Source organism: Micromonospora haikouensis, assembly GCF_900091595.1.
Taxonomy (GTDB): Bacteria; Actinomycetota; Actinomycetes; order Mycobacteriales; family Micromonosporaceae; genus Micromonospora; species Micromonospora haikouensis.
Genome location: NZ_FMCW01000012.1, coordinates 96,191 through 108,368, shown reverse-complemented (window position 1 = coordinate 108,368; position 12,178 = coordinate 96,191). Strand labels below are relative to the sequence as shown.

Below are 12,178 nucleotides of genomic sequence, written 5' to 3'. Positions count from 1 at the left end.
GTGGACAAGCAGCGGGCCATCGTGGTCGGTAACAGTGACGGCATAGGGTTGGCGGTCACCCGCCGGCTGTTGGACGACGGCTGGACGGTGGCGGGCCTGTCGCGCAGCAGCAGCCCGTTGACGTCCAGCGGCTACGAGCACCACCGCGCCGACGTCACCGACGCCGGCTACCGCGAGGTCCTCGCCGGGGCGCTGGACACCCTCGGCGGCGTCGAGGTCTGCATCTACGCCGCCGGCATCGGTGACTTCTTCGACGTGGCGGACCTGGCCGCGCAGACCAGGGCGTTGGAGGTCAACCTCGTCGGCGCCGCGCGCACCATGGAGGTGGTGGTGCCGTCCATGGCGCGCGCCCGGGCGGGGCATGTGGTCGGCCTGTCGAGCCTCGCCGACGTGGCCCCCTCGGCCGAGGCGCCCGGCTACGCCGCGGGCAAGGCCGGGATGTCGTCGTACCTGCTGGGGCTGGGCGGGGCCCTGCGGTCACACGGGGTGCGGGTCAGCGTCGTCCGGTTCGGCTTCGTGGACACCAAGATGGCCAAGGCGCGGGTCAAGCCGATGATGCTCTCGGTGGACCAGGCTGCCGACGTGGTGCTGGACTGCCTGCGTACCCGCGCGGCGGTCGTCTCACGGCCTCGACGGATGGCGGCGCTGGCGCGTACCGCCGGGGTGCTGCTGAACGTGCGGGCGCGCCGGTGAGGTCGGCCGCGCCGGCGGCTGGCCCGGATTTGTTACGGTCGCGCCAGCAGCGCCGGTCGGACTGGGAGCGATGATGGAGAAGAGGCACGTCGGCACGTTGGTCGCCGTACTGGCCGTCGTGGCGGTCGTCGGCGCGGTCGGCGGCACCTACCTGGCCACCCGGGGCGACGGTGCGACGGCGGACCGCACCGTGGACGCCGGCAGCACCGTGGACGCGGGCGGGGACGCGGGCCGGCAGACGGGCGGCCCCGAGGCCAGCGGGGGAGCCGACCCGGCCGACCAGCCGGCGCGTCCGTCGTCCGGCGCTCCCACGGTCTCGTCGGGTTCCTCCGGCTCCTCGGATGGGGGGTCGCGGACGTACCGGCTCGACCGGACCTTCTACGACCAGGCGTCGATGACGGTCACCCTGGTCAGCGCCGAGGTCACCGGGAGCAAGCTGCGGCTGAACCTCCGGTACCGCAACGGCTCGGTGGTCCCCTGGGGGCTGGAATGCTCGCCCGTCGCCGAGGACCGCGAGCTGGTGCTGCTCACCCTCGCCGACGGCAGGACCGTGCGCCCGGAGAGCACCTACTGCTCCACCCGGCCCGGCGAGTCGTTCGACCTCGCGCCCGGCCGCGAGCTGGCGAGCTGGGCCGTGTTCCCGGTGGCGCCGCAGCCCGGCTCGTCGCTCGACCTGTCCTGGTACGACTTCCCCGCCACCGACCTCACCCTCCGCTGACGCGCCCTGTTGCGAGCCCTTCGGGCCTTGGACAGTTGCTGCACCGCCACCACCGACACCTCACGATCGACTACGGTGCCTGACCCATTGCCTCATCCCAAAGTTCCGGCCGAAGGTAAGCTGTACCTGCCAGGGGCAGTAGCCGCTGGAAGTGGACCCGGCAGCCTTCCGGACGGTGGGTGGGCCGGGTTTCGCGCTTTCGGCCTTGTCAGACCTGCCGCCGCTCACTGAGCATGTTGGAGTCGTCAGCGCCGGTAGGGATCGATGATCTCCCTGGGTCGGAGCGCGGGGACGGCGAGTTCGCGCAACGTGGTCGATGCGACGTAGTACCTGCCGCGCGTCTGACCGTGCTGCTGAAGGAACCCCGCCCTAACCAGGGCGCGAAGGTCACGAACTGCCTGGTCGTCGGTCAGGGCCTCGTCGCGCTGGTAGACGGTGCGGCGGACCCGACCGCCGGTCGCCGCGAGTTGCAGAGCGCTGACCACGCGCTCGGGGAGCCCGCCCTGACGGGCCCGGTCGTCGAGCAGTTCCCACAGGCGGGCGGCCTGGTCGAGGCGCTGCCGGACCAGCTGCGCCTGCTGGTGGTGGGCGCTCAGGCAGAACCTGATCCATGGCCCGGTGTCGTTGGCCGGCTGCCAGCTCGGACCGCCCACCTCGGCCAGCACGTCGTAGTAGGCGTAGGTGTTCCGCCCGTTGCCCAACCACTCCTCGATGGAGGAGAACTCGGGGGCCAGGACGCCGTCGCGGGCCAGGACCAGGGTATGCAGGCATCGCGACATGCGCCCGTTTCCGTCGCGCCATGGATGGATCTTGACTAGGTTCAGGTGCGCCATTGACGCGCGCACCAGAAGTGGGCTGTCGGGCTCTCCGTCGGCGAGCCAGTCGACCAGCTCGGAGACCAGGGCTGGCACCTCGTCGGCGTCGGGCCCCGTGTAGACGCGCCGTCCCGTGTGGGCCTCGTCGACGTAGATGTCACCGGGGCGGTACCGACCCGGCCACTTGGCCAGCTCGTTGCGCATCATCATGAAGTGCAGGGCGTTGAGGAGCATGTGATGCCAGGCGAACTCCCGGGAATGCCCCAGTTGCTGCACGTAGGTGAGGGCGTCCCGGTATCCGGTGATGACGTCCCAGGTGCCCGGACTGGTCTCCATCGGGTCTTCCCCGGTCACCGCGGCTACGGCGTCGTCCAGGCCGACCTGGTAGCCCTCGATCGAGTTGGACCCCTGGATGGCGTGGGCGATCAGGGACCTGCGCAGGTGCCCGCTCCACCGGCGTGGCTCGGCGACCTGGTAGCGAAGGGCCTCCCGCATCTTCTCCAGCTCGGCCAGGACGCGGTTGTCCTCGCTCGTCAGCCTGGGCGTCGCGTACAGCATGCCGGAATCATACAATCTTTCCGGCGGCACGCCGAAATGATTAAAGGATTCGGGGCTGCGGGCGATCAGCTCTCCTCGCGTACGTGTGCCGTCCAGTAGGTGAGGTCCGAGTGGTGCTCCGTGAGGACGACCGGCTCGCCGCAGGCCTCCCCGATCATCTTGGCCGCGTCGTCCAGGTGCGCCGGCTGGTGATCCCAGTCGTCGTCGCAGAACAGGTGCAGGCCGACCTCGCCCCGGTCGTCGCCGAGCGCCTCGGCCGCGGCGGGCGGCACCAGCACCACCGTGTAGCGGGCGGCCTCCCGCTCCGCCTCGGTGGGCGGCTCCGGCTCGTCCCGCCGCCGTCGGCGGAAGCGTTCGATCACCGACGGGATGGGGCCGGGCGAGTCCGCCGGATCGTACGGCCGCAGCCAGGTGGGAGGAGGTAGGGCGGGCCTGGTGCCGAGTGTGTCCACTTCGAGAGTCCTTCGCAATCGGTCGCAAATTGCTCACTCAAATCGCAATTTGCGACTATGATGGTTCGCGTAGGGTCCCGTGTCAATAGCTCTCAGTAAGGGGTGTCGGTGGCGAAGCAGAGCGTGCCGTCGGTGGCCGGACGCGGGTTGAGCGGCGAGTTGCGGCAGCTACGTCGGGCCAGGCGGCTGAAGGGGGCGTCGGTGGCTGTCCAACTTGGCTGGCAGCCGTCGAAGCTCTCCCGGATCGAGACCGGCCAGCAGGGCGTTCGGGTGGAGGAGGTCGCCGCGCTGCTGGCCGTCTACGGCGTGGTCGGGGAGGAGCGCGAGCGGTTGCTGGCTATGGCTGAGCGATCCCGTGACAAGGGCTGGTGGGAGGCCCATGGGACGGGTCTGACCGCCTGGTCGCGCACCTTCAACCTGTTCGAAGCCGAGGCGACGCGGGTCGTGAGCTGGCAGCCGCTGCTGGTGCCGGGGTTGCTTCAGTTGCCCGAGTACACCATCGCCCTGATGAAGGGTTGCGACGTCGGTGCGGCGGAGGTGGAGACACGCGTGGCCGCCCGGCTGGCGCGTCAGGCGATCCTCGCCCGGGACGATCCGCCAGAGCTGCACATGATCATCGATGAGACCGTGCTGCGCCGGCCGCTCGGCGGTCATCAGCTGATGACTCGTCAGCTTCGACACCTCATCGAGCTGTCCGAGCGGCCCAACCTCAGCCTTCAGGTGGTGCCCCTCGCGTGCGGCGGACACACCGGCCTGGATGGCGGGTTTGTCCTGTTCGATTTCCACCGTCATCCATCCGTGGTGCACTTAGAGCACAAGATCTCGGGCGTCTTCCTGGAGGAGCCCGATCAGGTGGCCGTGTTCCGCCGAGCGGCGGACGCCTTGGCTGCGATCGCCCTGAGCCCAGCCGATTCGAAGGACATCGTCGCGCGGATCGCGGCGGAGCACGAGCGAGAGGGAGTCTCCGATGACCACGCCTGACCCCTGCGGAGCAACGTGGCGCAAGTCGTCCCGCAGCGGATCCGACAGTGACTGTGTGGAGGTGGCGACGGGCGCGCGGGCGGTGGGCGTACGCGACTCGAAGGATCCGGCCGGGCCGGTGCTGGCCTTCGACCGGCGGGCCTGGACCACCTTCGTCGCCGGTCTGCCGGGCCGGGCCTGACCGACCGGCCCCGGCCGCCGCCCCGCTCGCGGAACCCCCTGGACCTTGGGCAGTTCCCGTCCGGAGCTGACGGGATCTGTCCAGGATTGGCGTGGATCTCCGGCAGTGTCCGGGTGCGGGACGCGTCACGGCGCTGCGCACCCCTGCGGGCCTGGACGGCCGCCCGGCGTACGCTCGGAGGCGTGACGGTGAGCCGGGAGATCGACGACATCCTGCAACGCGGCGCGGACGGCGGGCGGATCACGCCCGAGGAGGCCCTGCTGCTCTACACCGAGGCGCCCTTCCACGCCCTCGGCGAGGCGGCCGACGCGGTGCGCCGGCGGCGCTACCCCGACAACATCGTCACCTACCTGATCGACCGCAACATCAACTACACGAACGTCTGCGTGACGGCGTGCAAGTTCTGCGCCTTCTACCGTGCGCCCAAGCACAAGGAGGGGTGGACCCACCCGACCGAGGAGATCCTGCGCCGCTGCGGCGAGGCGGTCGAGCTGGGCGCGACCCAGGTCATGCTCCAGGGCGGCCACCACCCCGACTACGGCGTGGAGTACTACGAGGAGCTGTTCTCCTCGGTCAAGCAGGCGTATCCGCAGCTCGCCATCCACTCCATCGGGCCGAGCGAGATCCTGCACATGGCCAAGGTGTCCGGCGTGAGCCTCGACGAGGCGATCGCGCGGATCAAGGCGGCCGGGCTCGACTCGATCGCCGGGGCCGGCGCGGAGATGCTGCCGGACCGGCCGCGCAAGGCGATCGCCCCGCTCAAGGAGTCCGGCGCGCGCTGGCTGGAGGTCATGGAGCTGGCCCACCGGCAGGGCCTGGAGTCGACCGCCACGATGATGATGGGCACCGGCGAGACGGCCGCCGAGCGGATCGAGCACCTGCGGATGATCCGCGACGTGCAGGACCGCACCAAGGGCTTCCGGGCGTTCATCCCGTGGACGTACCAGCCGGAGAACAACCACCTCAAGGGCCGCACCCAGGCGACGACGCTGGAATACCTGCGCCTGGTCGCGGTGTCCCGGCTCTTCTTCGAGACCGTGCCGCACCTGCAGGCGTCCTGGCTGACGACCGGCAAGGACGTCGGCCAGCTCGCCCTGCACATGGGCGTGGACGACCTCGGCTCGATCATGCTGGAGGAGAACGTGATCTCCTCGGCGGGCGCGCGGCACCGGTCCAACCTGCACGAGCTGATCGGCATGATCCGCTCGGCGGACCGCATCCCTGCCCAGCGGGACACCCTCTACCGCCGGCTCGCGGTGCACCACACCCCGGCCGACGACCCGACCGACGACCGGGTGGTCTCGCACTTCTCCTCGATCGCGCTGCCGGGCGGCGGGGTCGGGAAGGCCCTGCCGCTGGTCGAGGCCCGCTGACGGGGCGCGCTCCAGGGCAGGCCGGAACGTCACGCAGGGTGGTTGCCGGATGGCGTGCTGCGACCGGCCGAAAGTCCCGTGACCGGTCGTCGGGAGGGCATTAGTGGTCGCCGTTCGGGGGACGCCCCGGGTTGCGGGCCCGCCCCACAAGCGGCCAATCCCGACAATCCCTGAAGGTGACCGAACGTATGGCCCGGGCATCGTCGGCGCGGGGGGTGGCGGCACCGCCCAGGGGCCGATAACGTGCGGCGCGCACCCTCCGACGCAGGTCGGAGCGGGTCGGCCGGGGTGGAACGGCCGGCGGGCCACATCCTCCATCGGCCCATGAGGGCCGTTCATATAACGCACCGCGGTGAGGGCGGGATGGGCGACCATCCCGCCCTCACTGTCGGTACGGGCGACGGCCGGACGGATAAACAGCCCGCGCCACTGCTGGCGCGACACGATCTACCTCGGATAACGTCCGCGCGATTCCGCAACCTCCCTCCTCACCAGACTCCGGGGGCGGCGGCTGGTGATGCTGTGGGCGTCAATAGCGCTCACTAGATTGCTAGAGTGACGGGGTGAACTTGAAGGAGTGGGCATCAGCAACCGGGATCTCGTACGCGACCGCGCGGCGGCGCTATGTGTCCGGGACGTTGCCCGTTCCCACGTACCGTCTCGGTCGGCTCATCATGGTCGGTGAGCCGTTGACCGGTGCAGTTGCGAACAGCGGGCTGACGGTGGTGTACGCCTGTGTGTCGTCGGCCGACCATGAATCGGATCTGAATCGGCAGGTCGCCCGGGTCGCTGTGTGGGCCACCGGACAGAAACTCGCTGTCGGCCGGGTGGTGACCGAGGTCGGCTCTGCGCTCGACGGGCGTCGTAAGGAGTTGCTCGCTCTGTTGCGCGACCCGGCTGTGACGACCATTGTGGTCGAGCACCGCGACCGGTTCGCCCGTTTCGGGGCCGAGTACGTCGAAGCGTCGCTTGCTGCGCAGGGGCGGCGGCTTCTGGTGGTCGATCCGGCCGGGGTCGATGACGATCTCGTCCGGGACGTCACCGAGATCCTGACGTCATTGTGCGCCCGCCTGCACGGTCGTAGCGCCGCCGCGGATCGCGTCCGCCGTGCGGTTGAGGCGGCGACCGAGGGCGGCCCGGAGTGAGGACGATCCAGGCGTACCGGTTCGCCCTCGACCTGAGTCCGGCGCAGGAACGTGCGGTGCTCGCGCACGCCGGGGCGGCGCGGGTCGCGCACAATTGGGCGCTGGTCCGGGTCAAGGCGGTCATGGATCAGCGGGTCGCCGAACGCACCTACGGCACGCCGGATGAGCTGTTGACCCCGGCGGTGTCATGGTCGCTGCCGGGGCTGCGGCGGGCGTGGAACGCGGCGAAGGGCGACGTCGCGCCGTGGTGGCGGGAATGCTCGAAGGAGGCGTTCAACACCGGTCTCGACGCGCTCGCCCGCGCGCTGAAGAACTGGGCCGATTCCCGGTCGGGTAAACGTGCCGGGCGGCCGGTCGGTTTTCCCCGGTTCAAGTCCCGGCGTCGCAGCATGCCGAGCGTGCGGTTCACCACCGGCGCGATCCGGGTGGAGCCTGACCGTATGCATGTCGTGCTGCCCCGGCTGGGCCGGCTGAAGCTGCACGAGTGCGCCCGCAAGCTCGCCCGCCGCCTCGACAACGGCACCGCCCGGATCATGTCCGCCACCGTGCGGCGAGACGGCGGCCGGTGGCACGTCGCGTTCACCTGTGAGGTGGAGCGCGTGGAGCGTAACCCGGCCCGGCCGGAGTCGGTGGTGGGTGTGGACATCGGGATCAAGCACCTCGCGGTGCTGTCCACCGGCGAGTTGGTCGACAACCCGCGACACCTTGCCGCCGCGCGGGCACGGCTGCGGACGCTGGGACGGGCGCTGTCGCGTAAGACCGGCCCGGACCGGCGGACCGGCCGTCGGCCGTCGAAACGTTGGGAACGTGCCGCTGCCCGTGTCGGCAGCGCGCACGCCCGGGTGGCGAACCTGCGCCGCGACGGCCTGCACAAGCTGACTACCCGGCTGGCCCGCGAGCACGGCACGATCGTGGTGGAAGACCTCAACGTGTCGGGGATGCTACGGAATCGGCGGCTGGCCCGGCACATCGCCGACGCCGGCTTCGCCGAGATCCGCCGTCAGTTGACCTACAAGACCGAGTGGAACGGCGGCCGGCTGCTCATCGCCGACCGCTGGTATCCCTCATCGAAGACCTGCTCGGGATGCGGCACGGTGAAAGCCAAGCTGGCCCTTTCCGAGCGCGAGTACCACTGCGAGGCATGCGGTCTGATCATGGACCGCGACCGCAACGCCGCGCTGAACCTCGCCGCCCTGGCGGCTGAGTTCGATACCGCCGGGAGTGGCCCGGTGGCAGCACGTGGAGCCGACCAGAAGACCCGCGTACGCGGGCAGGTGGCCGTGAAGCGTGAACCCGGCACGGCATCCGCCGGCAAGACCGGGACCGTCCTGCCGCAAGGCAGAACTACGAATCGTGTGCTCGCCAGAGCGCACTGAAAGGTAACGGATCAATGACCTCGTTCCACCGTTCGGCGCTGGCCCGTGTCGGCGCCGCGGCGCTGCTGGCCGCCGGTGGCCTCGCCACCGCCGCCGCCCCGGCGCAGGCGGCCGACCAGGCCGACCTGGCGCTCGTCCCGCTCAGCCAGAACCTGGCCCGGGGCGTGCAGGCGGCCAAGGCCAAGCCGTTCAAGTTCACCGTCGACAACACCCGCAGCTCGGCCGTGGCCCGCGACGTCCGGGTCACCGTGGAGACGAAGGGGCTGACCCAGCGGGTCGGCTTCGTCGTCCCGCAGGGCTGCGACGTCGCCGGCACCGCGTTCACCTGCCTGCTCGGCGACCTGGCCGGCGGCACCACGGAGGACTTCGGCATCCCGCTGTTCAGCGCGGGCCTCCGGGGCAAGGGCGGCGCGCTGAAGGTGACGGTCACCTCGGCGACCGCCGACCCGAACACCGACGACAACTCCGAGACCGTCGACATCACCGTGACCCGCCCGGGCTACGACCTCACCTCCTGGGTGCAGGACGGGTACGCCAACGTCGTGGTCGACGGCGCGCAGAACAGCGAGCCGGACCTCAAGCCGATCCCGCGCGGCGGCACGGCCCCGCTGGACTGGGCGGTCTACAACGACGGCAGCCGCAGGGCGACGGGCATCTTCTACATGCTCACCCTGCCGGCGAAGGTCAGCTTCGCGAAGCTGCCCGAGAACTGCGTCGAGCAGGAGATCGGCGGGCTGGCCCAGGCGCTCTGCGAGGACTCCGGCGCGGTGGTGAAGCCGGGCGAGTACTACACCGACGACGTGCAGGTGAAGGTCGCCGACGACGCGGCCGAGCCGGTCCTGCGCCCCGGCGAGCTGTTCGCGTACGGGCTGGACGGGGCGGAGGGCGAGCCCGAGGAGGAGCCGCAGGTCGCCTCCTCGGCGCAGCGTCGCGCCTTCGCCGAGACGGACGACGTCGACAACCAGGCCGTGTTCGACGTGTTCGTGGACCTGTCGGCCCAGCCCAGCCCCACCCCCACCCCGAGCGGTGAGCCGAGCGCCACGCCGACCGCGTCGCCGTCCGGGCAGCCGAGCGTCACCCCCTCGCCGACCACCGGCGGTGGCGGCGGCGGGCTGCCGGTGACCGGCGTGCAGGCCGGCCTGATCGGTGGCGTCGGCGCGGCCGTGCTGCTGGCCGGCGGCGTGCTGCTGGTGCTGGCCCGCCGTCGCCGGGTGGTGCTGGTCACGCCGGGCGACGAGAAGTCGACCGACTGACCCGGAGCACGACAGCCGGTCGGCGGCGATGCACGACGGTACGGGCGGGGTGGGCGACCACCCCGCCCGTACCGCGTCCGGGCGGCGGCTGGCAGAGTGGAGGGGTGAGCCGTACCCCGCAGGGCCAGCGCGCCAGCCTGGACAAGCAGCCGCACGAGGTCGCCGCGATGTTCGACGGGGTGGCGGCCCGCTACGACCTGACCAACACGGTCCTCTCCTTCGGGCAGGACCGCTCGTGGCGGCGGGCCACCCGGGCGGCCCTGGGGCTCGGCCCCGGCGACCGGGTGCTGGACGTGGGCGCGGGCACCGGCGTCTCCACGGAGGAGCTGTCCCAGTCCGGCGCGTACGCGGTCGGCGCCGACCTCTCCCTCGGCATGCTGCACGCCGGCAAGCGGTCCCGCCCGGCGGTGCCGCTGCTGGCCGGGGACGCGCTGCGGCTGCCCTTCGCCGACGCCAGCTTCGACGCGGTGACCATCTCCTTCGCGCTGCGCAACGTGTCGGACACCGACGCAGCCCTGCGGGAGCTGGCCCGGGTCACCCGCCCCGGCGGCCGGCTGGTGGTCTGCGAGTTCAGCACCCCGGTCAACCCCGCGTTCCGGACGGTCTACCTGTCGTACCTGATGCGGTCGCTGCCGGCGGTGGCCCGCACGGTGTCGAGCAACCCGGAGGCGTACGTCTACCTGGCCGAGTCGATCCGGGCGTGGCCGGACCAGCCGGCCCTGGCCGGGCGGATCGGCGCGACCGGCTGGGAGCGGGTGGCGTGGCGCAACCTCACGGGCGGCGTCGTGGCGCTGCACCGCGCGACCCGCCGCGCCTGACCCGAGTCGCCCACACCTTTCCTAATTGCGGGGAAATAGTCCACTTTGCCGCTTAGGCTCGCGGCATGACCGGAGCGGATCAGGCGGGCGACGAGCCGCCGGACGACGACGCGGCGGAGTTGGTCGCCCAGCTCCGGGACCTGGCCGGTGCCGATCCCGCCGACGTGCGCCGCGTGGTGGCCGAGGTGCTGGCCGCGCTCGACCGGGTGGCCGGCGGCGCGCTGCGCGACCACCTGCCCGAGTCGATCCGGGCCGACGCCGGACTGGACGACGCGGCCGACACCCGGCTGGACGGCACGGTCCCCGCCCCGCGCTGACGACCGAAGTGGACCTTGGTGGCCCTCACCTCGGCAAGTTAGGGCCACCTAACCGGGCGCGCGTGTTACGCCGGTCATAGACTCCACCCGACTGGCTTGTGAAGCATTTCACGAGCATGGGGAGGAGGCGCAGATGACCGCGGTGGAGAACGACGCCGACGTGATCGTCGTGGGCGCCGGTCCCGGCGGCTCGGCGACGGCATATCACCTGGCGCGGCACGGCGTGCGGGTGCTGCTGCTGGAGAAGACCGAGTTCCCCCGGGAGAAGGTCTGCGGCGACGGGCTGACCCCGCGCGCGGTCCGGCAGCTCATCCGGATGGGCGTGGACACCTCGACCGAGGCGGGCTGGCTGCACAACCGGGGCCTGCGCGTGATCGGCGGCGGCGTCCGACTGGAGCTGGACTGGCCCGACCTGGCCAGCTTCCCCAACTACGGCCTGGTCCGCACCCGGCTCGACTTCGACGACCTGCTCGCCCAGCGCGCCGTCTCGGCCGGGGCGAAGCTGCGCACCAGCGTGAACGTGACCGGCCCGGTGCTCGACGCCGACGACCGGGTGATCGGCGTGGTGGCCGAGGTCGGCCCGGAGAAGGAGCCCGCCACCTTCCGCGCGCCGCTGGTGGTCGCCGCCGACGGCGTCTCCGGCCGCTTCCCGCTCGCCCTCGGGCTGGCCAAGCGCGAGGACCGGCCGATCGGCGTGGCCGTCCGGCGCTACTACCGCTCGCCCGCCAAGCACGACGACGACTACCTGGAGTCGTGGCTGGAGTTGCGCGGCAAGGGCAACGGCGAGCTGCTGCCCGGCTACGGCTGGATCTTCGGCCTCGGCGACGGGCGGGTCAACGCCGGCCTGGGCATCCTCAACTCCTCCACCGCCTTCGGCAAGACCAACTACCGGCGGCTGCTCACCGACTGGCTGGCCAACACCCCCGAGGAGTGGGGGCTGACCGACGAGACGAACGCCGAGGGGCCGATCCTCGGCGCGGCGCTGCCGATGGGCTTCAACCGGGTGCCGCACTACACCCGGGGCGTCCTGCTGGTCGGCGACTCCGGCGGCATGGTCAACCCGTTCAACGGCGAGGGCATCGCGTACGCGATGGAGTCCGGCGAACTGGCCGCCGAGGTCGCGGTGCAGGCCCTCGCCCGGCCGGCCGGCGCCGAGCGGGAGCGGGCGCTCATGGCCTACCCGCAGGAGCTGAAGGCCCGCTTCGGCGGCTACTACCGGCTCGGCGGCATCTTCGTGAAGCTGATCGGCCGCCCGGAGATCATGCGGGTCGCCACGAAGCACGGCATGCCGCACCCCGCCCTCATGCGCTTCGTGCTCAAGCTGCTGGCCAACCTGACCGACCCGCGCGGCGGGGACGCGATGGACCGGGTCATCAACGCGATGACGAAGGCGGCACCCGCCGTGTGAGCCATCGGGCCGAGGTCGACGAGGACACCGGCCAGGCAGAGATCGACCCCCGCCGACAGCCGTCGTGAGGGACGTGAATAGTGTGATTTT

Annotated in this window: 13 protein-coding genes; 11 read left to right on the top strand and 2 right to left on the bottom strand. The window is 71.4% G+C overall.

Features of this window, described 5'->3' with window-relative positions; genetic code table 11:
* On the top strand, positions 1-693 hold the full coding sequence (locus GA0070558_RS14140) for an SDR family NAD(P)-dependent oxidoreductase (protein WP_256091931.1): 693 nt from the start codon (positions 1-3) through the stop codon (positions 691-693).
* 73 nt (positions 694-766) lie between these two features.
* Positions 767-1,411 carry a hypothetical protein gene (locus tag GA0070558_RS14135; RefSeq protein ID WP_091279526.1) on the top strand — a complete coding sequence of 215 codons (645 nt, stop codon included), beginning with the start codon at positions 767-769 and terminating at the stop codon, positions 1,409-1,411.
* A gap of 245 nt (positions 1,412-1,656) precedes the next feature.
* On the opposite strand, the gene GA0070558_RS14130 is transcribed toward GA0070558_RS14135, so the two are convergent.
* The gene (locus GA0070558_RS14130) at positions 1,657-2,784 is read right to left on the bottom strand and encodes a Fic family protein (protein ID WP_176734211.1); all 1,128 of its coding nucleotides are present in this window, start codon (positions 2,782-2,784) and stop codon (positions 1,657-1,659) included.
* A 65-nt stretch (positions 2,785-2,849) separates the two neighbouring features.
* On the bottom strand, positions 2,850-3,236 hold the full coding sequence (locus GA0070558_RS14125; protein ID WP_091279523.1) for a hypothetical protein: 387 nt from the start codon (positions 3,234-3,236) through the stop codon (positions 2,850-2,852).
* Positions 3,237-3,344: 108 nt separating this feature from the next.
* Between GA0070558_RS14125 and GA0070558_RS14120 the strand changes: the two genes are divergently transcribed.
* From GA0070558_RS14120 to GA0070558_RS14080, 9 genes are all read left to right on the top strand, one after another.
* Entirely contained in the window at positions 3,345-4,217 is an 873-nt protein-coding gene (locus GA0070558_RS14120; protein WP_218106995.1) for a helix-turn-helix domain-containing protein, read from the top strand.
* A complete protein-coding gene (locus GA0070558_RS14115; protein ID WP_091279518.1) occupies positions 4,204-4,398 on the top strand; it encodes a DUF397 domain-containing protein in 195 nt (64 codons plus the stop codon). Before GA0070558_RS14120 ends, GA0070558_RS14115 begins: the two co-directional genes overlap by 14 nt.
* A gap of 182 nt (positions 4,399-4,580) precedes the next feature.
* Positions 4,581-5,771, top strand: coding sequence for a cyclic dehypoxanthinyl futalosine synthase (gene mqnC / locus GA0070558_RS14110; RefSeq protein WP_091279515.1), 1,191 nt, complete (start codon positions 4,581-4,583; stop codon positions 5,769-5,771).
* A gap of 563 nt (positions 5,772-6,334) precedes the next feature.
* Positions 6,335-6,916, top strand: coding sequence for an IS607 family transposase (locus GA0070558_RS14105; protein WP_091279513.1), 582 nt, complete (start codon positions 6,335-6,337; stop codon positions 6,914-6,916).
* Positions 6,913-8,292 carry an IS607 family element RNA-guided endonuclease TnpB gene (gene tnpB, locus GA0070558_RS14100; protein ID WP_091279510.1) on the top strand — a complete coding sequence of 460 codons (1,380 nt, stop codon included), beginning with the start codon at positions 6,913-6,915 and terminating at the stop codon, positions 8,290-8,292. Before GA0070558_RS14105 ends, tnpB begins: the two co-directional genes overlap by 4 nt.
* A 14-nt stretch (positions 8,293-8,306) precedes the next feature.
* Positions 8,307-9,545, top strand: coding sequence for a cell wall anchor protein (locus GA0070558_RS14095; protein WP_091279507.1), 1,239 nt, complete (start codon positions 8,307-8,309; stop codon positions 9,543-9,545).
* 104 nt (positions 9,546-9,649) lie between these two features.
* A complete protein-coding gene (locus GA0070558_RS14090) occupies positions 9,650-10,363 on the top strand; it encodes a demethylmenaquinone methyltransferase (protein ID WP_077935666.1) in 714 nt (237 codons plus the stop codon).
* 65 nt (positions 10,364-10,428) lie between these two features.
* On the top strand, positions 10,429-10,680 hold the full coding sequence (locus GA0070558_RS14085; RefSeq protein ID WP_091279503.1) for a hypothetical protein: 252 nt from the start codon (positions 10,429-10,431) through the stop codon (positions 10,678-10,680).
* 133 nt (positions 10,681-10,813) lie between these two features.
* Positions 10,814-12,088, top strand: coding sequence for a geranylgeranyl reductase family protein (locus tag GA0070558_RS14080; RefSeq protein ID WP_091279500.1), 1,275 nt, complete (start codon positions 10,814-10,816; stop codon positions 12,086-12,088).
* The last annotated feature ends 90 nt before the right edge of the window (positions 12,089-12,178 follow it).